The following is a 22,836-nucleotide window of genomic DNA, read 5'->3' as shown; positions in this document are numbered from 1 at the left end:
TCAGGCTGCATGCGCCTCATCGCGAATGCGAGACTTGATGTTGTCGACCATGTTTTCCCGGACGATTGTTTCGCCATGCGCATCACGCATGTGTTCGACGGCGCGACGCACCACTTCGGCATCGTCCTTGGCGCGGGTATGCCATGTGCAGCCGGGTACAAGCGTACCACATTCGAACAGTCGCATATCTTCCTCCTCATATTCAATTTAAATGCCGAGACAATCCTTCATGCCGAAGGACATGAAGGTTAAAACGCGACGGGTAGGAAAAGGTTTCCCCGTCCGGCAAGGCTCTGTACCTGCCGGACGCGCTCTTGCGGATTTCAATCCGGCATCGCCCAGGATTTGAAGCAGTCCGATGACTGATATCTGGTCATGGGCGCCTGTTTTGCGGGACGATCGGCCGCCATGCGGGCGACATCGCTTGGCGACTTACCTGCAAGCTGCATTCTCACCTGCTCGATAAAGCAGGTGAGCGGCAGATCGGATCCACTGCGGACCCGCATATCCTCTGCCAGCCGGATGACGAATTCCGGACTGTCGACTGTCCGCGAAAGCTTCTCTTCCTTCGAAACTTCCGTGGCTTGATTCAGTACTGCCATTGCAACCTCCTCCGATTGAAACGAGCATTACGTAACCTAGGGTCTTCTCCCGTCGATTTCAGGGCCTATCTGATCATTTTATTTTGAACGCCTAAAGTACATCGCGACCTCCAAGGTTCGCTCTCTGCACTTTAGGTCTTCTTCGCCGCGTGCCGCCGTCGTAAAACAGCTTCACGCCCTTGCGCTACTGCTTTCAGGGCCAACGCACCACTGGGGGCATAGACGACAGTATCGACTCGACGTTGCCGCCTGTCTTCAGCCCGAATATTGTACCGCGATCGTAGAGCAAATTGAACTCCACATAGCGTCCGCGGCGGATTAATTGCTCGTCGCGATCCTCTTCGGTCCAAGTCTCGTTGAAATTCGAGCGGACGATGCGCGGATAGACCATCGAAAAGGCCCGGCCGACGTCGCGTGTGAAGGCGAAATCGGCATTCCAGCCGCCGGCTTCCTCTTCCGAATGCAGCCAGTCGAAGAAGATGCCGCCGATGCCACGTGCTTCGTTCCTGTGCTTCAGGAAGAAATATTCGTCGCACCAACTTTTGTAGCGCTGATAATCGGCGACAGCGTGCCGGTCGCAGACGATCTGCATGGCGCGATGGAAAAGGGTGCTGTCCGGGTCTTCCTGGGTGCGGCGACGATCGAGAACGGGGGTCAGGTCGGCGCCGCCGCCGAACCAATGGCTCGTGGTGACGACCATGCGCGTATTCATGTGCACGGCGGGCACGTTCGGATTGACGGGATGTGCGATCAAAGACAAGCCAGACGCCCAGAAGCGTGGATCTTCCTCCGCGCCTGGTATCTGGCTACGGAAATCGGGAGAAAATTCGCCGTAGACGGTCGAGGTATGGACGCCGACTTTCTCGAAGACGCGGCCTTCCATCATCGACATGCGCCCGCCACCGCCCTGGCCTTTTTCCCGCTGCCAGTCCTTGGCGACGAAGCGTCCCGGCTCCTGGTCGGAAAGGGGGCCGGCAAGCTCGTTTTCCAACTGCTCGAACTCGGCGCAGATCGCGTCGCGCAGGCTCTCGAACCAGCTTCGCGCCGCCTCTTTCTTTGCTTCAATATCCTCGGGTAGTCCTTTGGGAAGGTTGGGTCGTTCCATGCATGCTCTCCGACAGTGCGAGCGGCCGGCGGCCCGCGATTCGCACCGTATGTATCGTGATTTTGAATAGCAGCAACACTGCGGCGCAACCAGTGCGGCGGCATGCGAGGAGAATCGACTCGCAAATTTCTCGATGCGGTATTATGTTCCCTCACATTGGCGAGGTTTTATCATGAAGATACCCGGACCGCCGCCCCTTGATGGGCTGAGAAGCAGAATATTCCGCTATCGGCAGGAACATCCCGCCGGCGGAAAGAGCGAGTTCGTTCGCGAGACTTTTTGTCTCAGTCGGCCCGATGCGCGCGCCAAGGCGCGCGAGTGGTTCGATGAATTCCCGAAGGCAGCCTATTGGACCGAGGTCGAAAGCTGGCGTCAGATCGACGGCGATCGTATCGAGTTCACCATGAGGCGCTTGCCGTCGGCGGATTGAACCGGACGGAACAGAAGCTTGCAGCGGCAGGCGATCAGCCTGCCGTGATGTTTACTTTGTGCTCCGCAACCGGCTCTCGATCAGCAATCCGCTCTCGTCCAGGATCGGATGGGCAACCGAGACGATATGCGCGTTGATGCGCTTCAGATCGCGCAGCATGTCGAGATGCAACGAGCTGGTCTGCAGGCTGTCGATGCGGCCATCACGCAATCTCTCAAGATGACGCTCGGACGATTGCTTTTCGAGCCGACGCACGTCCACCTTCACTTCCATCAACTGCTTGGCGAGATTGGAATCGCGCGTCACGAGGATGGTCTGTGCGATGCGCAGATTGTCGATCGTCAGGCTGAAGAGGCTTCGCAGTTCACGATAGCCGTCGTCTGAGAAGGTGAGGCCCTTGCCGATCTTCTTCGCCACCTGTTCGGCCAGACCCTTTTCCACGATATCGCCGATGTGTTCGAGGTTGATGGCATAATCGATGATGACGATGGAGCGGCGCCCGTTTTCGGGATCAAGCCCATCGCGCCCGAGCTTCGACAAATAGATCTTCACCTCCTGCTGGATCCGGTCGACGCGCTTTTCCAGAATAGGAATTTCCTTCAAGGGGGACAGGTCATTGTCGTTGAAGGCGTTTTCGGTGCGGATGAGCATGCGTTCGATGAGATCGCCGACGGCCAATACCTCGCGTGTGGCGCTTGCAAGTGCCACGACAGGCGTATTCAGCGCCTGCTGATCGAGAAATTTGGGGCCGTCATCGGCTTTCGGATCGTCATGCACAACCCGCAGCATGGTTCTGGAGAGCAGGCTTGAGAATGGCCATGCGCAGATGGCAAGGGCGATGTTGAAGAGCAGGTGGACATCCACGGGCAGCTTGGCCGGCGAGAAATGCAGGCTCTGCATCCAGTCACCGATATAGCCCGCGAGCGGCAGAACGATGAGGCAGCCGATGGCGCGCACGATCAGATTGCCTAGCGTGACGCGCCGCGCAGTCGCCGGGCCTGAGAGTGTCGCCATGACGGGCGGAACCGCACCGCCGAGGTTGGCGCCGAGCACGAGCACGACGGTCAAGGCCGGAGAAAGGATGCCCGTGGATGCCAGCGACAGGATCAGGACGACCACGGCAAGGCTTGAGGAGGACACGAAGGCCAGCACCGCCGAAAAGATCAGCGCGACGGGCAATGCGCCGTCAAGCAGGCCGATGAAGGCGCCGAGCGCCGCCGATTGCCGCATCGGCGCGGTCGCCATGCTCAGCAGCTGCAGCGACAGCAGCATGAGCCCGATACCGATCAGCGCCGCGCCGGCACCCTGCTGGGCGGTCGAAGATCGGCGATAGAAGACGATGCCGACGAGAATGATGAGTGGGGATAGCCATTCGATCCCGGTTGCGACGATCCATGCCGTGACCGCCGTGCCGACATTGGCGCCGAGCAGCACGATCTGCGCCATGCTTGGTAAAACGAGATCGCGTTCGACGAAGGAGGCGATCATCAGAGCCGTTGCCGTTGAGCTCTGTAAAGCAATGGTCGCCACGAAGCCGGAAGCGAAGGATCGCGCGCCGCTGCGGGTGCCCTTGGCAAGGCCGGTTCTGAGACGGGCGCCGAAGGCGCGGGACACGCCATCCTTTACCTGCGCAAGGCCGAACAGCAGAAGGCCGACGGCGCCGAACAGGTTGATCATGACAATGGTTGATTCCATTTTTTTCTAATTCTTTCTCATGCCGGCATGTCGTCAATGAATCCGAAAGCGATAATAACCTACTGAAAAGGCATGAGTTTCAGCATGTAATCGTGTTGGATGAGAAATGGCAATTTTGATCGCCGGCTAAGCATTATACGCTTGCCGAAACCTTAGTCCACCGTCGCTTGCGACATATTTAGTCAGTAATTGCGCATGGCCCAATTCAATGTGGCTTGGGCGGCTGCAATTCATCCGGTGAGCCGGGTTCAATCTGCGGTGGGTTGGGCAACGTGCCGCTGGCGAAGGCCTTCTTGACCTCTTCGATCGTTGCGGATCTCTGTTCCGGGTTTGCCGCAGGCAGAGGAAACCCCGTTTCCATCGCGGTCGATGATGTCTTCTCCGGGGATTCGAGGTCGCGTTCCTCTGCCGGGATATGCGCCGCTCTCGGAGCGGCTGCCAGGATGTCCCTGAGCGCCGATGTCACGGGTAAATGCCCGTTCAAATCCGTGTTTGTGTGATGCCATGCATGCGGAACGCGTCTATCTGCGTGGATAAAGGCTCGTGAGTTCATCTCGCCGAACCAGTCCCATTCACCCATGACATCGACGACATCGGTGAAGGCTGGCGGCATGGCGATGCGCGCGCCTATCGTGATGATCTTCATGTTTCGGGCCAATTCCGTGATCCGCTCCTCATCCTGTTTGCACAGCTCGTGCAGGGCGGCGGAGAGCACGAGATTGCCCTTGGAATGGCCGGCCAGCAGGTGGAAGGAGAGGCGGGGGTCGCCAAGCAGAGCCTGCACCGTTCGGGTATCGAGGCTGGTGCGGGAAGCTGATCCTCCGCCCTGTGCCCCGACCTTGGGGCGGCCGGCAAGATCGTCCAATGTTTCCAGGAACGGGCGTAGTCCCTTCAGATGGGAGAAAAAGAACAGGCCGCCAAACGTCTCGGTGATGATATCCGCGATGCCGTAGCCGGAGACGACAACGGCAACAGGCGCCTGGATTGCGTCGGCGACATTGCGGGCAAAGGCCGCGGCGCCCAATGCTGAACCACCGATGCCAGCGACGGCAAGGGCCTGCATCCTGGCGCCACCGCGCAACACGAATTCATCTACGGTCTCGCAAAGGCTTATCGCAGCGCCGCCGCTTGGCGGGACGATCATGATGGCGCCTTCGGCGGCCAGAGAGTCGCTGATGTAGAAGGCTTCTTCCGGCGTGATCACCTTGATGTCGTAGAACATCGCGTCGAGCGCAAGATTCCGCTGGCGGAGACCTTCGAGCGCCAGATTTCGGCCGGGCGAGTGCTGTAGCCGCTCGGGGAGGCTCAAGCTGCGCGCGAACTGCGTGAGAGAGAGTGTGAATGCCGTCTGGAACATGGGTCACCTCGCCAAGGCTGCCTGAGTTAGAGCATTCCAGGGAGAAGCTTCTCACACTTTATTCGGTGTGCCAACGCCTATCGGGGTGCGACATTCGGGCTCGGTACCGACATCGGCGACCATTGCGTCTGCCGCAGGGCTTCGCCTGAGATCATGGCGGTCGACATGGCGACGTTGATGGAGCGTTGGCCCTCGACCATCGGGATCAGAATGCGGCCGTCGGCCTTCTCGTGGACATGCTCCGGCACACCGGCGCTCTCACGGCCGAAGAGAAGAATATCGTCGCCGCGGAAGGCGAAATCGGTATAGCGATCCGCCGCCTTGGTGGAGGCCAGCACCAGCCGCCGCCCGCTCTCCAGGCGCCATGCCTCGAAACGTTCCCAGTTGACGTGTCTGGTAAGGCTGACGGCTGCAAGGTAATCCATGCCGGCGCGCTTCAGGTTGCGGTCCGATATGTCGAAGCCTGCCGGCTCGATGATATCGACACCGAGGCCGAGGCAGGCGGCCAGGCGCAGGATCGTGCCGGTGTTGCCGGGAATGTCGGGCTGATAGAGGGCGATACGAAGCATGGTCATTGGTTGCAACTAGCGAAATCGCCCGGATTTGTCTTCGATTTTCGATGAAATTTCGACTTTTGTGATGTCTTCCATCAGCATAATTGAAGATTTCAGCCCATTTTTAAGGCATATTTCGCTTTTCAAACCAGGAAATGCGCGTTAAAAGACACTCGCTCTACAACCAGCGAAAGAGGAGGCACAGATGGATATCACCTTTGTAATGATGCGCCTCCGTGCCGTAGACCCACGGCTCTGATCAAGGCGCTCCCGGGCGCACTTTCGCAGTAAAAAACCCCCTTTCGATCCATTTCGCGGCCAGCGTGGCCTCGTTCTTTCATCGCCCGGCCACCATATCAGTCTGCGACCTTTAGGCGCAGCAGGTGGTCAAAAGGTCGAGTCTCTGGAGCATTTCAATGTTTGGCTGGTTTGAACGCCGACTAAATCCATTTCCGAGCGAGATACCGGACGCTCCGCCGCGCGGTCTTGTTGCCTTCTGCTGGCACTACACCAAGCCGGCCGCACCCTGGCTGATTGCCATGAGCGTCCTCACCATGTCGATCGCGATCGGCGAGGTGGCGCTGTTCCAGTTCCTCGGCGATATCGTCGATTGGCTGACGAAGGCCGATAGGGCGACCTTCCTGCAAACGGAATGGACCAAGCTGTTCTGGATGGGGGCGATGGTGCTTGTCGGCCTGCCGCTTGCGGCGGCGCTCGACAGCTTCATCATGCACCAGGTATTGATCGGCAACTACCCGATGATCGCACGCTGGCAGATGCATCGCTTCCTGCTGCGTCACAGCATGACCTTTTTTGCCAATGAGTTCGCGGGCCGTGTCGCCACCAAGGTGATGCAGACCTCGCTTGCCGTGCGCGAAACCGTCATGAAGCTCCTCGACGTTTTCGTCTATGTGGTCACGTACTTCCTGTCGATGATCTTCGTCATTGCAATGGCAGACTGGCGACTGGTGATTCCGATCGTGATCTGGCTCGGCATTTACATCGGCATCGTCTCCTATTTCGTGCCGAAGCTGCGCAAGATCGCCGCGCAGCAGGCCGATGCGCGCTCCACGATGACGGGACGTGTCGTCGACAGCTACACCAACATTGCGACGGTGAAGCTGTTTTCGCATGCGGGCCGCGAGGAGAGCTACGCCCGGGCCGGCATGGAGGAATTCCTCGACACCGTGCACAAGCAGATGCGCAAGATCACGCTGTTCAACGCTGCTGTTTACACCAACAATTGCGCGGCGCTGTTCATCGTTTCGGCACTGTCGATCTGGTTCTGGCTCAACGGCTCGATCGCAGTCGGTTCGATCGCCATCGCCATCGGTCTTGCCATGCGCATCAACGGCATGTCGCAATGGGTGATGTGGGAAGTCTCGGCGCTCTTCGAAAACATCGGCACCGTCTATGACGGTATGGAAATGATGACCAAGCCGCATGATATCGTCGACCAGCCGGCGGCTGCACCGATCACGGCCAAGCAGGGCGCGATCCGCTTTGACCACATTCGCTTCCACTACGGCAAGGCGAAGGGTGTCATCGAGGATCTGACCCTGGATATCCGTGCCGGTGAAAAGGTCGGGCTAGTCGGTCGCTCAGGCGCCGGCAAGACGACGCTGATGAACCTGCTGCTGCGATTCTACAATCTGGAGAGCGGACGCATCACCATCGACGGCCATGATATTGCCGAGACGACGCAGGACAGCCTGCGTTCGCTGATCGGCGTGGTGACGCAGGATACGTCGCTGCTGCACCGCTCGATCCGCGACAACATCGCCTATGGCCGTCCGGACGCGACCGACGAAGAGGTGATCCAGGCGGCCAAGCGCGCCAATGCCTGGGAATTCATCGAAGGTCTGGTCGACTTGCAGGGCCGCGCCGGGCTCGATGCCCAGGTCGGCGAGCGTGGCGTCAAGCTCTCCGGCGGGCAGCGGCAGCGCATCGCGATCGCCCGCGTCTTCCTGAAGGACGCGCCGATCCTGGTGCTCGACGAGGCGACCTCGGCGCTCGATTCCGAAGTGGAAGCGGCTATCCAGGAAAACCTCTTCGCGCTGATGCACGGCAAGACGGTGATCGCCATCGCGCATCGCCTGTCGACGCTGACCGAGATGGACCGCCTTATCATTCTCGACAAGGGCCGGATCATCGAAACGGGCACACATCAGGAGCTGGTCGAGAACCGCGGCATCTACGCCGAGCTCTGGAGCCGCCAGTCCGGCGGTTTCCTCGCCGACCATGAAGAGGCTGAGGCGGCAGCAGAGTAATTGATCAGGCAACCGGGGCGCTGTGGCGCCCCGGTTGCTGTTTTTCCATAAAGACCATTTTCCCAAAATCCAAAACGCAACAGAGAAATCCGGGAGATGACGCGCGCTAACGGCTTGCAAGAGCAAGCTGTATCGCGAGCGCTCCGAAGGCGGTCGCGAAGCTTCGGCGCATCCATGACTGAACAGTCGGATTTGAGACGATATGGCGGCGCAGATAGGCTGCGAACACACCATATCCTGCGAAAATGATGAAGGTGAGTGCCATGAAGATCATGCTTAGCTTCAACATCAGCGTGATCGCGTTTGGCTGACCCGGCGTCACGAATTGCGGCAGGAAGGCGAAGAAAAAGATCGACAATTTTGGATTGAGCAGATTGATCAGGATTGCCGAGGCAACCACCTGCCGTGTGCTCTTGTCGGTCGGTGCGCCGTCAATGCGCAGAATGCCCCGCTCCCGAAACATAGACCAGGCCATGTAGAGCAGATAGGCGACCCCGAGCCATTTGAGGCTTTGGAACGCCATGGCGCTGGTGTGCAGCAGCGCGGCAAGGCCGCTTATTGCGGCCAGCAGATGCGGGATGATGCCGAGCGTGCAGCCGAAGGCGGCGACCACACTTGTCCTCGCACCGCCCGATAATCCGGCAGCAAGCGTATAGATTGCTCCGGTGCCTGGAGAGGCAACGATGATGAGGGTGGTTATCAGAAACTCCCAGCTCATGCGATTGCCTGGTTTGTTACGGGAAAGGCGCGCACTGATGACGGATGCCGTGGATGTATCAGGTCGATGTGCGAGGGAATTGGGGGCATGAATCTCTCTCGATGATGGCTTGAAGCAATATCGAGGTGCCGTGCACTCCGGTCTTGAACGAAATTGCGCGCTGCTCGCCGTTCAATCATAACGCACGGACGCCGCATTCTAACGAAAATGTAACCTTCGCCACGGCCTGCCTTTACTTTCCGAACCTCCGGAAATTCCCTATATCGCTGTTATGCTTATCCGTTCCGTGTATCGCCTGTTCGAGACCTGGATTGATCCCTACTACCGCAGCGGCGATCTCAGGCCGCCGCGGTCGCTTGGAGCCTTCATCTGGTATTATGTTGGACAGGCCAAGGGGCCGTTCCTGGCTATGGCGGCGCTTGGCGGGGCGGTGGCGATGCTGGAGGCGGCGCTCTTCTGGTTCGTCGGTCATCTGGTCGACATTCTCGACAAGGTGAAGCCGGGCGAAGGCTGGAGTGGGCTGCTCGCCGGCCACGGCGCGGCGCTTCTCGGCATGGTCTTCGTCGTGCTCGTGGTGCGCTTTGTGATCGTCAGCCTCGGTGCGCTCGTCGAGGAACAGGTGGTCGTTCCCGGCTTCCTCAATCTTGTGCGCTGGCAGGCCTACCGGCATGTGGCCAGGCAATCGGTCGAATTCTTCCAGAACGATTTTTCCGGCCGTGTCGTGACCAAAGTCTGGTCGGCGGGGCAGGCGACGGGTGATCTTGTCGTGTCGCTTCTGCAAGTGGTCTGGTTCATCATCATCTATGCCGCCTCGACCATTGCTTTGGTCGGTGGTCTAGACTGGCGGCTGGCGCTGGTAATTACGATCTGGATCGGCGTCTTCTCGCTGCTGGCCCGCCACTTCGTGCCGCGCATCCGGCAGCATGCGCGCAATGCCGCCGAGGCATCCTCCATGCTGAACGGCCGCATGGTCGACGCCTATGCCAACATCCAGACGCTGAAGCTCTTCGGACGGGAAGAGCAGAACGACGATTATATACGCAGGGGCTTCGACCGCTTCCAGGCCGCTGTCATGCCGTTTACGCGGCTGCTGACCGGCGTGCGCTCCTCGCTGGCGCTGCTGTCGGGCGTGATGATCACCACCATCGGAGCGCTCGCCGTGCACCTCTGGCTGTCGGGCGAGATCTCGACCGGTGGCGTTGCCTTCACGCTCAGCATGGTGCTGCGGCTCAACATGCTCTTCGGCCGCATGATGTCGCAGTTCAATGCCATCATGCGCAATCTCGGCACGATCCAGAATTCGGCCGAGATGATTTCCGAGCCCATTGGGCTGGTCGATCGGGCCGATGCCAAGGATCTGGCAATAACAGGCCCGGAGATCCGCTTCGAGAATGTGACCTTTCATTATGGGCGTGGCGGCGGCATCATCGATAATTTCTCTCTCACCGTGCGTGCGGGAGAGAAGGTCGGTATCGTCGGCCGTTCAGGGGCGGGCAAGACGACGCTCGTCAATCTGTTGCTACGCTTCTACGACCTTGAAGGCGGCCGCATCCTGATCGACCGCCAGAATATTGCCGATGTGCGGCAGGAGTCGCTGCGCGGTGCTATCGGCATGGTGACGCAGGATACGGCACTTCTCAATCGATCCATTCGTGACAACATCCTCTTCGGTCGGCCGGATGCCAGCGACGAGCAGATGGTGGAAGCGGCACGGCAGGCCGAGGCGGACAAGTTCATCACCACCCTGGAGGATCAGAAGGGGCGGGCTGCCTATGCCGCCCATGTCGGCGAGCGCGGCGTCAAGCTTTCGGGCGGCCAGCGCCAGCGCATCGCCATCGCCCGGGTCATGCTGAAGGATGCGCCGATCCTTGTTCTCGACGAGGCGACGTCGGCACTTGATTCGGAGGCTGAGGCCGTCCTGCAAGCCAATCTCGATAGGCTGATGAAGGGCAAGACCGTTCTGGCGATCGCGCATCGGCTCTCGACCATTGCCAAGCTCGACCGGCTTGTTGTCATCGACGGGGGCGAGATCATCGAGATGGGGACCCATGACGAGCTGATTACCCGTGGCGGCCTCTATTCCGAGTTGTGGGCGCGTCAGTCCGGCGGCTTCATCGCGGCGGAGGCCGACTAACCAGAATCGATATACTGACGATGAAGGTCCCTCGATATCAACGTCTTATCGCGGAACGTCGAACTCCGTCATCAGGCCGAAATGGTTCGAGCCCATGGCATCCGGAATCTGCGTGACGGATATCAGCCGCAGCGGTGCGCGGGCAAAGACATGGTCGATGGCAATGCCATAGGCGCCGGCTTCGGTCGGCCAGGTCGCCGGTTCGGGAAACACATGGCGCAGGCCGGTCGCGGCCAAAAACTCACGCATGTCGGGCGCAATAACGGAAGCATTGAAATCCCCGGCCAGAATCAGCGGGTCGCTCATGCCATTGACGCGCCGAGCGAGGAGATCAAGTTCGTTTTCATGGAAGTCGTCGAAATAGGGCTTGCTCAAATGCGTCGTGACGAAATTGACCGGCTGCCCGTCCATGTCGATATTCGCCAGGATGAAGCGATTGTTCCAGAGGCCGCCGATGCTGCGGATTTCCTGTGTGCGGAATGGTCTCTTCGATAGCAGCAGGGAACCGCAGTCCGGCGTCATCGCGCCGCAGCCGATGCGATAAGGATAAAGCTGTGTGATGCGGCCCATCTGTGACAGGATCGGCTCCGCCTCGAAAATTTCAACGACATCAGCCTGCGAGGCGAGGATGAAGTCGGCAATGCGCGCGCCGTTTTCGAAATTGTCGTTCTCAATGTTGAACGAGAGAAGCTTGTAGCGTTTGGCTTGCGCCGAGGGCGTCTCCACGATAGCCGGGGCGGCAAATTCCCGCAGCATCACGACGGAATGGACGCAGAGCGCTATGCCCGCCGCGAGGATGAGCGCCGCGTACCAGTGCCGCTTGAAGATGAGCGCGATCAAGGCAAGGGCGATCGCTACCAGGCTGAAATGGGTCTGCAGGCTTTCAAAGAAGGCCAATATCCACAAATGGACGGCATAACGAGCCGCCAGAATGCCGACCGCAAGAGTGGAAAGGACTGAGAATACGCAGTAGGCCGTATGTTTCATCAAGCGTCTCAAGTCTCAATTTGCAGTGCTATGGCGGCGCTGCACGATTATCGCGTCGGCTGATAAATCGTGCATGAAGTGCATGCGGCTTTCGGAGGCGGAAAGGCGTGGCTTGTCCAAGCCTGCTGGTGAATTCTATTTATATGTGCTGCGATGCGGCATGAAAATCATTGTTTATTTCGCTCTGCAACATAAAAAACTGTCATGCGAATTGCTTGCTTTTTCATGATCTTAACGTCTTGGCGCGGGGAGGGAAGATCTGAGGCTCGGCCCTTGCGACGCAATAGCGCAGTTTTGCCGCGACATTGTGCCCTCTCCCCTTGCCAAGACTGGACATAATTTGCGATGAAGCTTAGAACGCAGCGGGTTACGGAGGAATCTATGGCGGAATTATGGTCGCCACGATTCGCTGTTGGTGAGGGGTACCGCGGTTTTGCCGTGGTTTGCGGGAAGAGGATGTGCAGCGTTGAGCGAGCATAGTACGACAAGTGAATCCACCGGCGAGCCAACTCGTCGCGATTTCCTTTATTTGACGACCGGGATGGCCGGTGCAGTCGGCGCGGTTGCCGTTGCTTGGCCGTTTATCGATCAGATGCGGCCGGACGCATCGACACTCGCTCTTGCTTCCATTGAAGTCGACGTGTCGAGCCTGGAGCCTGGCATGTCCTTGACGGTGAAATGGCGCGGCAAGCCCGTCTTCATCCGCAACCGGACGCAAAAGGAAATCGACGATGCCAAGGGCACCCAGATTTCCGAACTGAAAGATCCCATCGCCCGCAATGCCAACCTTCCTGCCGACGCGCAGGCGACCGATGTCGCCCGTTCAGCCGGCGACGGGAAGGAAAACTGGCTCGTGATGATCGGCGTCTGCACCCATCTGGGTTGCATCCCGCTCGGTCAGGCAGGGGAATACGGCGGGTGGTTCTGTCCCTGTCATGGTTCCGTCTATGATACCGCCGGTCGCATCCGCCATGGGCCTGCGCCGCAAAACCTCTTCATACCGCAATATGCGTTCACGTCTGAAAAGAAGATCAAGGTCGGTTGAGGGGGAGCTGAATCATGAGTGGTCATTCGTCTTACGAGCCATCCACAGGGCTCGAAAAATGGGTAGACGCGCGGCTTCCACTGCCGCGTATGGTCTACGATAGTTTCATCGCCTATCCTGTCCCGCGCAACCTGAACTATGCCTATACGTTCGGCGCCATGCTGGCCGTCATGCTGGTTCTGCAAATCCTGACCGGCGTCGTGCTTGCCATGCATTATGCGGCGGATACGACAGTCGCCTTCAATTCAGTCGAAAAGATCGTGCGTGACGTCAATCACGGCTGGCTGCTGCGCTACATGCATGCCAACGGCGCGTCGTTCTTCTTCGTCGCCGTCTATCTGCACATCGCCCGCGGCCTCTACTACGGCTCGTATAAGGCACCACGCGAAATCCTCTGGATCCTCGGCGTCATCATCTACCTCTTGATGATGGCGACGGCCTTCATGGGCTACGTTCTGCCCTGGGGTCAGATGTCCTTCTGGGGCGCGACCGTCATCACCGGCTTCTTCTCGGCCTTCCCATGGGTGGGTGACTGGATCCAGACGTTCCTGCTCGGCGGCTTTGCCGTCGACGATCCGACGCTCAACCGCTTCTTCTCGCTGCATTATCTGCTGCCGTTCATGATCGCAGGCGTTGTTATCCTGCACATCTGGGCGCTGCATGTGACCGGCCAGACGAACCCGACCGGCGTCGAAGTTAAGCTGAAGACTGATACCGTGGCCTTCACGCCCTATGCGACGCTGAAGGATGCGCTTGGCGTTTCCGTCTTCCTGCTGGTGTTCGCCTATTTCGTCTTCTACCTTCCGAACTTCCTCGGCCACGCCGACAACTACATCCCGGCCAATCCGCTGAAGACGCCGGCCCACATCGTTCCGGAATGGTACTTCCTGCCGTTCTACGCGATGCTGCGCTCGATAACCTTCAACATCGGACCGATCGACTCCAAGCTCGGCGGCGTTCTGACGATGTTCGGTGCGATCATCGTGCTGTTCTTCCTGCCATGGCTCGATACGTCGAAGATCCGTTCGGCCGTCTATCGTCCCTGGTACAAGCTGTTCTTCTGGCTGTTCATCGCCGACGCCATCCTGCTCGGCTGGCTCGGCTCGCAGCCGGCGGAAGGTATCTACACCACGGCAGCGCAGTTCGCGACGCTGTTCTACTTCCTGTTCTTCCTCGTCGCCATGCCGGTTCTCGGCCTCGTCGAGACACCGAGGCGGGTTCCAAACTCGATTACGGAAGCGGTTCTTGAAAAGCAGAACGGCAAAGTTGCCGCTTCGGCGCAAGCATAACCGGCGATAGAGGAAGAAAACGATGAAAAAACTTATTGTCGGCCTTCTGTCGCTCACACTCATCGGCGGTGCTGCTACCGCCGTTGCAGTGGCCGCAGAAACAAAGCCTGCGGCGGAGAGCGAAACGCCGCATTATCCGCTGAAGGAGCCGCGCGAACAGCACTGGAGCTTCTCCGGCCCGTTCGGCTATTATGACAAAGCCCAGCTTCAGCGTGGCCTCAAGGTCTATACCGAAGTCTGTTCCGCCTGCCATTCGATGAAGCTGGTGGCTTACCGCACACTGGGCGACCTCGGCTATTCCGAGGCGCAGGTGAAGGCCTTCGCTGCCAACTACGAAGTGCAGGACGGACCGAACCCTCAGGGTGAGATGTTCACCCGCAAGGCGCTTCCATCGGATCATTTCAATTCGCCGTTCCCGAACGACGAGGCTGCTGCTGCTTCCAACAACGGGGCGGTGCCGCCTGACATGTCGCTGTTGGCCAAGGCGCGTGAAATCGAACGCGGCTTCCCGCAGTTCATCTTCGACATCTTCACCCAATACCAGGAAGGCGGCCCGGACTATATCTATTCGCTGCTGACCGGCTACGAAGATGCGCCGGCCGATTTCAAGGTGCCGCAGAACTCGCACTACAATCCGTATTTCGATGCGGCCGCGACCTTTGCGATGCCGAAGCCGCTTTCCGACGGGCAGGTGACCTATGACGATGGCTCGCCGCAGACGGTGGACCAGTATGCGCGCGACGTGTCTGCTTTCCTGATGTGGACTTCCGAGCCGCATCTTGAGGATCGCAAGCATCTCGGCTTCATGGTGATCATATTCCTGCTGATCTTCTCGATCCTCATCTATCTCACCAAGCGTTCCGTCTATGCCAAGGCCGGCGCTCACTAAGTATTGCGATGATTGAACGAAGAGGCGGCCGGTCGAGGCCGCCTTTTTTGTTGGTATAGCGCCCGGCTCTTGATAGGGTGCCGCCGGCCCTATCACAGCCTGAGAGTACATATTTCATGAACACTATTGCTTCGGAGCTCGCTGCCAGCATCCGCTCCATTCCGGACTATCCCAAGCCCGGCATTATCTTTCGCGACATCACGACCATGCTCGGCGATGCCAGGGCGTTCCGCCGCGCTGTCGATGCGCTGGTGCAGCCCTATGCCGGCTCGAAGGTCGACAAGGTCGCCGGCATGGAAGCGCGCGGCTTCATTCTCGGGGGAGCGGTTGCGCATCAGTTGTCGGCCGGCTTCGTACCGATCCGCAAGAAGGGCAAGCTGCCACACGATATCGTCCGGATCGCCTACAGCCTCGAATACGGCGTCGACGAGATGGAGATGCATCGCGATGCGGTCAATCCCGGCGAAAGGGTTATCCTGGTCGACGATCTGATCGCCACGGGCGGAACGGCCGTCGGCGCAACGAAGCTCCTGCGCCAGATCGGTGCCGAGGTCGTTGCCGCCTGCTTCGTCATCGATCTGCCTGACCTCGGCGGGCGCAAGAAGCTTGAGGAACTGGACGTGCCGGTTCACACGCTGGTGGAATTCTCCGGTCACTGACCGGGATGTTCGAATGGCTTGTGGGGCAGCGTGATCGCGCCCCGCAAGGTTCTATTCAAAGGCCAGCACGGTGCTTTCGAAGCGCAGGGCTGGTGCGCCGTGCTGGTTCACTCCGTCACAAGCAAGCGTATAGAGCGCCCAGCCGGGCCGTGAGGCCAACGGGCGGCTGCCGAGGATCGTGATGCCATAGGTGATGGTGTCGCCGGCAAAGACCGGGCGCAGCCATTGCAGCGTCTTGAAACCCGGCGAGGGGCCGAGAGTGGGTGGCGTCTTGCCCTCCGCGATCAGCCGGGCCATCTCGGATTTCCAGTAATCGACGAAGCTGCGCATCCACATTGAACAGCTATGCCAACCGGAAGCGCAAAGGCCACCGAACAGGGTTTCCTTGGCTGCTTCGGCATCCATATGGAAGATCTGCGGATCGAAGCGTGATGCAAACCGGACTATGCTTTCGGGGGTAAACGTATGGCTGCCGATCTCGACGCGCTCGCCGATTTTATAGAGCTCGCTCATCTTCATGCCGATACCTCCGTGCCTGCACGCATGCGGATCATCGTCGAGTTTTCCCCGAGGCAGACGAGGTCGCCGTTCTGATTTTCGATCTCGTGGCGGAATTTGACGATGCCTATGCCGGGGCGTGAGCGCATGGGCCGCGCTTCCAGCACGATGGACCGGCCGGATAGCGTATCATCCGCCAGAACCGGCTTCTTCCACTCCATGAAATCGATGCCCGGCGCACCCTGTGCATCGGCTTTGAGGAGATAGGAATCGCACATCATGCGCATGAACATTGCCGAGGTATGCCAGCCTGAGGCGGCAAGGCCGCCAAGGATGCTGGCGCGGCCGGCTTCCTCATCCAGATGCATTGGCTGCGGGTCGAATTCCGCAGCAAATTCGATAATTTCAGCCGCCGTTACGTGTTTGGGGCCGAGCGGAAATTCCTGCCCCTGCTGGAAGTCTTCATAGGCCAGTTTTGTCATGTCTCCCGCCATCCTCCGCATCGCTTTCGTCGGCAATGGCATAGCCGGTGGCAATGACGCAAGTATTTTGATGGCTTCGAGGATGAGGACTGTTGCCGAGCGGCGATTGATCCCCGGCAGCTCTTGATTGTGTGCGGGCGATATGTTGAGGCTTGGTGGTGGCGAGATGACATGGGGATATGAATGAGCGATCTTAAAATCGCATTGGACGAGGCTGCCGGCGAGGGGATTATTTCCTCCGATCAGGCCGCACGGCTGCTGCCTTACCTGAGCGACCGGAATATCGGGGCGCGGGCGATGACGGGCGCTCTTTCGGAGCTGCGTTCGACGGATGCGCCCAATCCATTGGAAGAAACGGAAGCGCCACGCTTTGTCCGCGGTTTCCATGATGTGCTCATCACCATCGGCATCGTCGTCCTGCTTGTCGGCCTGTGGGGAGTGGCGAACCACTCCATATCGCTGCTGGCGATCGGTATGCTGGCGGAAATCCTGGTGCGGCGCCAACGGCTGGCACTGCCGGCTGTGGTTCTGACCATTGCACTCGTCAACTGGCTTATTCAGACGATGATAGGCTATATCGGCACAATGCCGTCGCTGTTCGCCGATTTCACCCATGGTGCGATCGTGCTGGTCGCGCCATTCCCGATCATGCTGGCCTTGTTCTATTGGCGTTACCGTGTGCCGCTGTCGCTGGCATTGCTGCTCTTCTCACTGTTCGGTTTGCTGCTCGCGGCGGTCTTCTACGCCGTTGGCTCGGTGCTCGGCTCCTCGGACGTGCTGACCGACTATCCACTCCTGACGCTTGTCATATTGTTTGCGGCGGCGCTTGGCAGCTTTGCCCTGGCGATGCGCTTCGATCTGAGCGATCCGCAGCGGCAGACGCGCCGTTCCGACGTGGCATTCTGGCTGCATCTCGTGACCGCGCCGGCTTTGCTTTATTCAACGATCCTGCTGGTTCTGCGCTTGCAGCTTGCCAATAGCGGTGTCGTGTTCACCAACCTCACCAATGTCTTCTTCGGCGGCTATCTGCAGGCGTTTACGGTGTTGGCGGTTGTCCTGGTGATGATGCTCATCGGGCTTATCATCGATCGCCGTGCCTTCGTTACGGCCGGCCTCGTATCGCTCGGCCTCGCGACCGGCGCCATTCTCAGGCACAACCAGGCCGGTCTCGACAAAATCGGCTTCCTCGTGTTGATGATCGTTGGTCTGGTGGTGCTTGTTATCGGTATCGGCTGGGCCGATCTGCGCCGCATTGTCGTGCGGCGGTTGCCGCTATCGATACAGGGAAAATTACCGATCCTTCGTTGACGGTTAGTCGTTGCCAGAGGCCTGTGCCTCTGACAGCAGCCATGTTCTGAAGGCGATGACATCCGGTCGGTCGGCGACGGCGCCGGGACAGACAAACCAGTAGCTGAAGTCATTCGGCAAGGTCATGTCGAATGGCTGGACGAGGCGCCCGTCCCGTAGCGCCGTTCCCGCGAGAAACAGCCTGCCGAGTGCCACGCCCTGGCCAGCCATTGCGGCTTGCAGCATCTGTGCATGGTCGTTGAAGATCATGCCGGGCAGGGGTTCTCGATGCGAAACGCCGGCCTGACTGAACCAGCGCGACCAGGCGTCACGAGGCGTATCATGCAGCAGGCTGGCTCGAAGCAACTGGTCGGGCGTCTTCAGGTCCAGCGTGGCCGCCAGGGAAGGCGTGCAGACGGGACTCAATGCCTCATGGGCAATGAGATATGTCTTGAGGCCGCGCCACCGCCCCAGCCCGGAGCGAATGGCAATGTCGAAGCCATCGCTCGAAAAGTCCCAGCTTTCGGGCGAACTGCTCAGCCGCAGATCTATATCGGCATGGCGCTCCCGAAATGTTTTCAGACGCGGCACCAGCCAGGAAGAGGCGAAGGACGGAAGAACCGTCAGGCGCAGAGGGCCGCTCTGGCGACTGCCGACGGTGGATGAGGCCGCCGCCAGTCGGTCCAATATTTCGCTCACCTCCATCAGGAAGGTGTTGCCCTTGTCCGTCAGACGCAGGGAATGCCCGGCGCGCTCAAAGAGTTTCACGCCAAGCCAGTCTTCGAGCAGGCGAACCTGATGGCTGATGGCCGCCTGGGTGACAAAAAGCTCGTCGGCGGCGCGGGTGAAGTTCAGATGCCTCGCACCGGCTTCAAAAGCGCGGACAGCCCCGAGTGGTGGCAAGCGGCGCATACTCGATTACCCCTGTTTATCGAGGCCATGAAAATAGATCATTTTTCTTCGTGATGAAAGTCGTGTTTCTGGCATCCGCAAGGCGCTGTTTCCGCCCGTTTCGGAGCCGAGGACGTGATGATCAGTTTGGAAATTTGGTTGTTTTTTCTAGGCTACACCGTGCCGCTGGTGATCAGCCCCGGTCCCGGCAATACGATCCTGACAAGCATGGGCGCGCGCTTCGGCGTGAAGGGCTCAGGGCCGTTCTGGCTCGGATTTGAGGCGGGCAATGTGGCCCTGTGTCTGATCTATGGCTTCGGGCTTGGACAGCTGGCGCATGCCTATCCGCTGTTTGGTGCGGCATTGAAGTGGGCCGGTATCGTCTATCTGCTCTATCTGGCGTGGACCTTCATGAGATCGACGACAAAGTCATCCAGATACGATGAAAAGGGCCACGGACGATTGAGTCTTGCCGATGGCTTCGTGTCAGTTCTGCTCAATCCGAAAATTCATTCGATGGTATTGGCGATGTTCACGCAATTCCTCGACGGTGGCCATCTTGTCGTGCAGGTCACCCAATTGACCCTGGCATTTCTGGTTGTCTCCATCATCTGCCATTTTTTGTGGATCTATCTCGGCGCAACCGTTCTCGGCCGCCTCCGCTCTGAAAAGGAGCAACGGATACAGGGCTGGGCGTTCGCGCTGTGCATGATCGTCGTGGCAGGTTTCATGGTGCGCGGGTAAACGCGCACCATGAGCAGATGCTTTTGAGGATTACGTGTTGAAACGGAAGTGGATGACGTCGCCGTCCTGGACGACATATTCCTTGCCTTCGTCACGCGCCTTGCCGGCTTCCTTGGCGCCGACTTCGCCATTGAAGGCGATGTAGTCGTCATAGGCGATGGTGTTGGCGCGAATGAAGCCACGCTCGAAATCCGAATGGATGACGCCGGCTGCCTGCGGAGCCTTGGTGCCGCGCTCGATCGTCCAGGCCCGCGTTTCCTTCGGCCCGACGGTGAAGTAGGTGATGAGGTGCAGCAGCTTGTAGCCGGCGCGGATCAGCCGATCGAGGCCGGCTTCATCGAGACCGAGCGCTGAGAGGAATTCCGTCGCCTCTTCTTCGGGCAGCTGTGCCACTTCCGCCTCGATGGCGGCGGAGATGATGACGACTTCCGAATTCTGCTCCTTGGCCATGGCGGCAACGGCAGCCGTATGCTCGTTGCCGGTCACGGCATCGGCCTCGGCGACGTTGCAGACATAGAGAACCGGATGCGAGGTCAGAAGGTTGAGGCTCTTGAGGATGCGGAGCTCTTCGGCATCGAGCTTCGACAGCAGCGTGCGCACCGGCTTGCCTTCGTTCAGCAGGCTGAGCGAGGCTTCCATGATCGGCAGCATCGCCATGGATTCCTTGTCCTTGCTGGTGGCGCGCTTGCGCATCTGCTCGGTGCGGCGTTCCAGGCTCTCAAGATCAGAGAGCATCAGCTCGGTCTCGATCGTCTCGGCGTCGGTGACCGGATTGATACGGCCTTCGACATGGGTGATGTCGCTGTCTTCGAAGCAACGCAGCACGTGCACGATGGCGTCGACTTCGCGGATATTGGCGAGGAACTGGTTGCCCAGACCTTCACCCTTTGAAGCGCCGCGCACGAGGCCGGCGATATCGACGAAGGAGATGCGCGTCGGGATCAGTTCCTTCGACTTGGCGATGTCGGCAAGCGTGCGCATGCGCGGATCCGGAACCGCGACTTCACCCGTGTTCGGCTCGATCGTGCAGAACGGATAATTCGCCGCCTGCGCCGCCGCCGTCTTGGTCAGCGCGTTGAACAGAGTAGACTTGCCGACATTCGGCAGTCCGACGATACCGCATTTGAAACCCATGGCACCTTGTCCATATCTTGAAAATCTTTGCAGTGCGTATGAGGGAACGGCCGGTGCGGGTCAAGTCTTGAGCGGAAAGCGGGCCGGTTTTCGCAGCAGAAAGGCGCCTTTGGCAGTGCAGAAGCCGCCCGAGAGACTCGGGCGGCTCAATTGTCAGAGTCGGAACACCTTCACTTCGTTACCGCGTTCAAGTTCCTTATTGGCGAGGAAGAGCGCGGTTTTCGCATTCTGGCTTTCCCGCTCGGCTAGCAGCAGCAAGATAGCCTGCAGCCGCCGGATGGCGCGCGCCTTGTTGCGGTGTTGAGAGCGTTCATCGCGGCACATGACGGTGATGCCGGTCGGGACATGGATTGCCCTGACCGCGCTGTCTGTCGTGTTTTGATGCTGCCCGCCGGGACCTCCGGCGCGCAGCGTTTCGAAGCGAATGTGGTTCATGTTGACGGTCGTTGTTTCATTCGCTGTATCGGCGAGTTCGATGCGCTTGACGCCGACGAACCAGTTCTGCCGCTTGTGCCCGGGCCTGAGTTTGCTTTTGAAGATGAAGCGGATCGAGCCACAATAATCCGCCGCCAGGGTCTCGGCACCCGTGCCACGCAGCGTGACGATTGCTGAAACCGGGCCATGCCGGTCCGGCTCCTGCGAGACCGCCATCTCGATTTCGCAGTCTCTGGCCCGCGCCTCCCTTTCGAGAATGGAGAGCAGCGATTTAAGTGCGACACGGCATTCAGCCGGGCCGTTGCCCGAGGTGGCAAGGAGATGGATATCAGCCATTCTTGCGCCTCCCACTCATCCTGCGATCACGCACGCGGTCCCGCTTGAGCTCGTCGTGATCGACGCTCGTCTTCTTGTAGGTAATGAGCGGCTTCATCGAGGCGAGTGGTCGCACAAGGCCATGGCCTGCAAGATCTTCAAGGACTTGCCCTGCATTCTTGTAGGCACTGGCGGCCTCTTCGACGGCAAGTTTGCGGTCGTCGCAAATGGCGATGCCGCCCCATTGGTTTCGCAACAAGGCCTCCCGTTCCGAGCGGGTAACGCCAATGCGGCCATGCATGTTGCGGCGGTCGTATTTGCGCCCGGCTCCGTGCGAAATGGCCCAATGCGATTTTGCGGCGGCGGAGAGAACCTGGACAATGTAGCTCAGGCTGGCTCGGGAGCCGGCAATGGGCGCAACGCCGCCACTCTGAACAGCAGCTGCCCCCTTGTAGTGGACATATCCATCGGTATGCCGACGCACGAGATTGTGCGGGACATCCGCGATCAAGCGCACGTCCGTGCGAAGTGCCTCGGCCACTCGTTGCGCAATCATCTGTCGATTGAGCACTGCCCACTCTACGCAGAGATCATGGCGGTTCAGCCATGTCATGCCGGCCTCGGATGCCGGATCCAGGCTATCCGTCATAGCGCCATTCTCGTCGATCGTCCGATCGAAGACGCTGGCTCCCAGGTTGCGCGAGCCTGTGTGGACAAGCAGATAGAGCTTCTGCCTGTCCAGGAGTTCGGCCGCATCAGGTTGAAGCAGCTCTTCCACGGACTGGATCTCGCAGAAGTGGTTGCCGCCGCCGATCGTACCAAGCGATTCGACATTGGCTTCAAGGTCGGCCAGGGGTGCGAATTTTGCGATGTCGGGTGCATCGAAGCCAATAGTCTCAAGTTCGCGCAAGGCGGTGGCAGCCTTGTCGATCCTGAATTTGCGTTGCGGCATGTCGAGCTCGAAGAACGCCATGCCGCAGCCGATATCGTTGCCGATCAATTGCGGATAGAGGCGCGACGACAAGGCGGCCATGCCGACCGGGCCGTATTTTCCCGGATGAAGGTCAGGGAAACCGGCGACGGACAGCATGCCCGGAAGCCTTGTGAGCTCCGCAAGCTGCTCCAGCGCCAATCCTTCGATCCAGGATTTCGCCGTAAAATAGTGTGCTATCGCGGCAGGGCGGCTGCAGCGCATAGTGACGGGACCGGAGGCCCCTATGGAATTGCCCATGAATATGATGCCAGGACAGGATAAATCTCTCGGCCTCAAAGCCGATCAAAGGAGCTCACGGCAGCGCATCGACGCTGACTTAAGC

The 22,836-nt window shown here is 59.3% G+C and carries 23 protein-coding genes; 9 read left to right on the top strand and 14 right to left on the bottom strand.

Annotated features, from left to right (window positions below; translation table 11 throughout):
• The 3 genes from ACQZ6F_RS09365 to hemF all read right to left on the bottom strand — a co-directional run bounded on the left by ACQZ6F_RS09365 (position 1) and on the right by hemF (position 1,707).
• Entirely contained in the window at positions 1–186 is a 186-nt protein-coding gene (locus ACQZ6F_RS09365) for a DUF1059 domain-containing protein (protein ID WP_449092003.1), read from the bottom strand.
• A gap of 137 nt (positions 187–323) precedes the next feature.
• The gene (locus ACQZ6F_RS09360) at positions 324–602 is read right to left on the bottom strand and encodes a hypothetical protein (RefSeq protein WP_449092004.1); all 279 of its coding nucleotides are present in this window, start codon (positions 600–602) and stop codon (positions 324–326) included.
• Between the two features lie 193 nt (positions 603–795).
• Positions 796–1,707 (bottom strand): oxygen-dependent coproporphyrinogen oxidase, encoded by a 912-nt coding sequence (gene hemF, locus ACQZ6F_RS09355; protein ID WP_077469344.1) that lies wholly within the window; start codon positions 1,705–1,707, stop codon positions 796–798.
• A 169-nt stretch (positions 1,708–1,876) separates the two neighbouring features.
• Here hemF and ACQZ6F_RS09350 point away from each other — a divergent pair, with 169 nt between their 5' ends.
• The gene (locus tag ACQZ6F_RS09350; RefSeq protein WP_068388647.1) at positions 1,877–2,137 is read left to right on the top strand and encodes a hypothetical protein; all 261 of its coding nucleotides are present in this window, start codon (positions 1,877–1,879) and stop codon (positions 2,135–2,137) included.
• 51 nt (positions 2,138–2,188) lie between these two features.
• Here ACQZ6F_RS09350 and ACQZ6F_RS09345 read toward each other — a convergent pair whose 3' ends face one another.
• The 3 genes from ACQZ6F_RS09345 to ACQZ6F_RS09335 form a co-directional block, all read right to left on the bottom strand.
• Positions 2,189–3,832 carry a Na/Pi cotransporter family protein gene (locus tag ACQZ6F_RS09345; RefSeq protein WP_449092005.1) on the bottom strand — a complete coding sequence of 548 codons (1,644 nt, stop codon included), beginning with the start codon at positions 3,830–3,832 and terminating at the stop codon, positions 2,189–2,191.
• Between the two features lie 205 nt (positions 3,833–4,037).
• Positions 4,038–5,189: a hypothetical protein gene (locus ACQZ6F_RS09340; protein ID WP_449092006.1), complete on the bottom strand. Its 1,152-nt coding sequence runs from the start codon at positions 5,187–5,189 to the stop codon at positions 4,038–4,040.
• Between the two features lie 77 nt (positions 5,190–5,266).
• Positions 5,267–5,764 (bottom strand): tRNA (cytidine(34)-2'-O)-methyltransferase, encoded by a 498-nt coding sequence (locus ACQZ6F_RS09335; protein ID WP_449092007.1) that lies wholly within the window; start codon positions 5,762–5,764, stop codon positions 5,267–5,269.
• A 395-nt stretch (positions 5,765–6,159) separates the two neighbouring features.
• Between ACQZ6F_RS09335 and ACQZ6F_RS09330 the strand changes: the two genes are divergently transcribed.
• Positions 6,160–8,013, top strand: coding sequence for an ABC transporter ATP-binding protein (locus ACQZ6F_RS09330; RefSeq protein WP_449092008.1), 1,854 nt, complete (start codon positions 6,160–6,162; stop codon positions 8,011–8,013).
• 106 nt (positions 8,014–8,119) lie between these two features.
• Here ACQZ6F_RS09330 and ACQZ6F_RS09325 read toward each other — a convergent pair whose 3' ends face one another.
• Positions 8,120–8,731, bottom strand: coding sequence for a LysE family translocator (locus tag ACQZ6F_RS09325; protein ID WP_449092009.1), 612 nt, complete (start codon positions 8,729–8,731; stop codon positions 8,120–8,122).
• 271 nt (positions 8,732–9,002) lie between these two features.
• Between ACQZ6F_RS09325 and ACQZ6F_RS09320 the strand changes: the two genes are divergently transcribed.
• The gene (locus tag ACQZ6F_RS09320; RefSeq protein ID WP_449092010.1) at positions 9,003–10,865 is read left to right on the top strand and encodes an ABC transporter ATP-binding protein; all 1,863 of its coding nucleotides are present in this window, start codon (positions 9,003–9,005) and stop codon (positions 10,863–10,865) included.
• A 45-nt stretch (positions 10,866–10,910) separates the two neighbouring features.
• Here ACQZ6F_RS09320 and ACQZ6F_RS09315 read toward each other — a convergent pair whose 3' ends face one another.
• Positions 10,911–11,852 (bottom strand): endonuclease/exonuclease/phosphatase family protein, encoded by a 942-nt coding sequence (locus ACQZ6F_RS09315; protein ID WP_449092011.1) that lies wholly within the window; start codon positions 11,850–11,852, stop codon positions 10,911–10,913.
• 466 nt (positions 11,853–12,318) lie between these two features.
• Here ACQZ6F_RS09315 and petA point away from each other — a divergent pair, with 466 nt between their 5' ends.
• From petA to ACQZ6F_RS09295, 4 genes are all read left to right on the top strand, one after another.
• A complete protein-coding gene (gene petA / locus ACQZ6F_RS09310; RefSeq protein ID WP_068388340.1) occupies positions 12,319–12,897 on the top strand; it encodes a ubiquinol-cytochrome c reductase iron-sulfur subunit in 579 nt (192 codons plus the stop codon).
• 14 nt (positions 12,898–12,911) lie between these two features.
• Positions 12,912–14,186, top strand: coding sequence for a cytochrome b (locus ACQZ6F_RS09305; protein WP_449092012.1), 1,275 nt, complete (start codon positions 12,912–12,914; stop codon positions 14,184–14,186).
• A gap of 22 nt (positions 14,187–14,208) precedes the next feature.
• On the top strand, positions 14,209–15,075 hold the full coding sequence (locus ACQZ6F_RS09300) for a cytochrome c1 (protein ID WP_449092013.1): 867 nt from the start codon (positions 14,209–14,211) through the stop codon (positions 15,073–15,075).
• Positions 15,076–15,191: 116 nt separating this feature from the next.
• Positions 15,192–15,734 carry an adenine phosphoribosyltransferase gene (locus tag ACQZ6F_RS09295; RefSeq protein ID WP_068388331.1) on the top strand — a complete coding sequence of 181 codons (543 nt, stop codon included), beginning with the start codon at positions 15,192–15,194 and terminating at the stop codon, positions 15,732–15,734.
• Positions 15,735–15,785: 51 nt separating this feature from the next.
• On the opposite strand, the gene ACQZ6F_RS09290 is transcribed toward ACQZ6F_RS09295, so the two are convergent.
• Complete coding sequence (locus ACQZ6F_RS09290; protein WP_077469335.1) at positions 15,786–16,253, bottom strand: MaoC family dehydratase; 468 nt, start codon at positions 16,251–16,253, stop codon at positions 15,786–15,788.
• The gene (locus tag ACQZ6F_RS09285; RefSeq protein ID WP_449092014.1) at positions 16,250–16,714 is read right to left on the bottom strand and encodes a MaoC family dehydratase; all 465 of its coding nucleotides are present in this window, start codon (positions 16,712–16,714) and stop codon (positions 16,250–16,252) included. The genes ACQZ6F_RS09290 and ACQZ6F_RS09285 overlap by 4 nt, the downstream gene beginning before the upstream one ends.
• Before the next feature lie 183 nt (positions 16,715–16,897).
• On the opposite strand from ACQZ6F_RS09285, the gene ACQZ6F_RS09280 reads away from it, so the two are divergent.
• Positions 16,898–18,022 (top strand): hypothetical protein, encoded by a 1,125-nt coding sequence (locus ACQZ6F_RS09280; protein ID WP_449092015.1) that lies wholly within the window; start codon positions 16,898–16,900, stop codon positions 18,020–18,022.
• A gap of 3 nt (positions 18,023–18,025) precedes the next feature.
• Here the strand turns inward: ACQZ6F_RS09280 and gcvA are convergent, their stop codons facing one another.
• Positions 18,026–18,913: a transcriptional regulator GcvA gene (gene gcvA, locus ACQZ6F_RS09275; protein WP_449092016.1), complete on the bottom strand. Its 888-nt coding sequence runs from the start codon at positions 18,911–18,913 to the stop codon at positions 18,026–18,028.
• Between the two features lie 138 nt (positions 18,914–19,051).
• On the opposite strand from gcvA, the gene ACQZ6F_RS09270 reads away from it, so the two are divergent.
• Entirely contained in the window at positions 19,052–19,636 is a 585-nt protein-coding gene (locus ACQZ6F_RS09270) for a LysE family translocator (RefSeq protein WP_449092017.1), read from the top strand.
• A 30-nt stretch (positions 19,637–19,666) separates the two neighbouring features.
• On the opposite strand, the gene ychF is transcribed toward ACQZ6F_RS09270, so the two are convergent.
• The 3 genes from ychF to ACQZ6F_RS09255 form a co-directional block, all read right to left on the bottom strand.
• Positions 19,667–20,770, bottom strand: a complete 1,104-nt coding sequence (ychF, locus tag ACQZ6F_RS09265; RefSeq protein ID WP_449092018.1) for a redox-regulated ATPase YchF — start codon at positions 20,768–20,770, stop codon at positions 19,667–19,669.
• Between the two features lie 153 nt (positions 20,771–20,923).
• Positions 20,924–21,541 (bottom strand): peptide chain release factor H, encoded by a 618-nt coding sequence (gene prfH, locus ACQZ6F_RS09260; protein ID WP_449092019.1) that lies wholly within the window; start codon positions 21,539–21,541, stop codon positions 20,924–20,926.
• Positions 21,534–22,751 carry an RNA ligase RtcB family protein gene (locus ACQZ6F_RS09255; RefSeq protein ID WP_449092020.1) on the bottom strand — a complete coding sequence of 406 codons (1,218 nt, stop codon included), beginning with the start codon at positions 22,749–22,751 and terminating at the stop codon, positions 21,534–21,536. Before ACQZ6F_RS09255 ends, prfH begins: the two co-directional genes overlap by 8 nt.
• Positions 22,752–22,836 lie beyond the last annotated feature (85 nt).

This window comes from Rhizobium sp. A22-96 (assembly GCF_053521805.1).
The sequence above is the reverse complement of the archived record's forward strand: the minus strand, read 5'-3'. Positions and strand labels throughout refer to the sequence as shown.